The 290-nt window shown below is 42.4% G+C and carries 1 tRNA gene; it reads right to left on the reverse strand.

From position 1 onward, the window contains the following. Nucleotides 1-80 precede the first annotated feature (80 nt). Nucleotides 81-153 (reverse strand) — tRNA-Phe (locus tag ACE01P_RS24460). Between the last annotated feature and the right edge of the window lie 137 nt (nucleotides 154-290).

Raw genomic sequence — 290 nt, forward strand, 5'->3', positions numbered from 1 at the left:
GACTTGAACCCGCACGAACATTGCTGTTCACTGGATTTTAAGTCCAGCGTGTCTACCAATTTCACCATCCGAGCATTATGTGGTACCTCCAGGGATCGAACCAGGGACACATGGATTTTCAGTCCATTGCTCTACCATCTGAGCTAAGGTACCATATTGCTTATATTTCTATAAGCAAAAATTTGAATTAAAAATCCCATTTTAGAAACAGAATTTTCAAAAGAAAGGCGACGACATACTCTCCCACATAACTGCAGTACCATCTGCGCAGGCGGGCTTAACTTCTCTGT

The sequence above is a fragment of the Flavobacterium sp. HJSW_4 genome, assembly GCF_042436695.1.
Lineage (GTDB): Bacteria > Bacteroidota > Bacteroidia > Flavobacteriales > Flavobacteriaceae > Flavobacterium.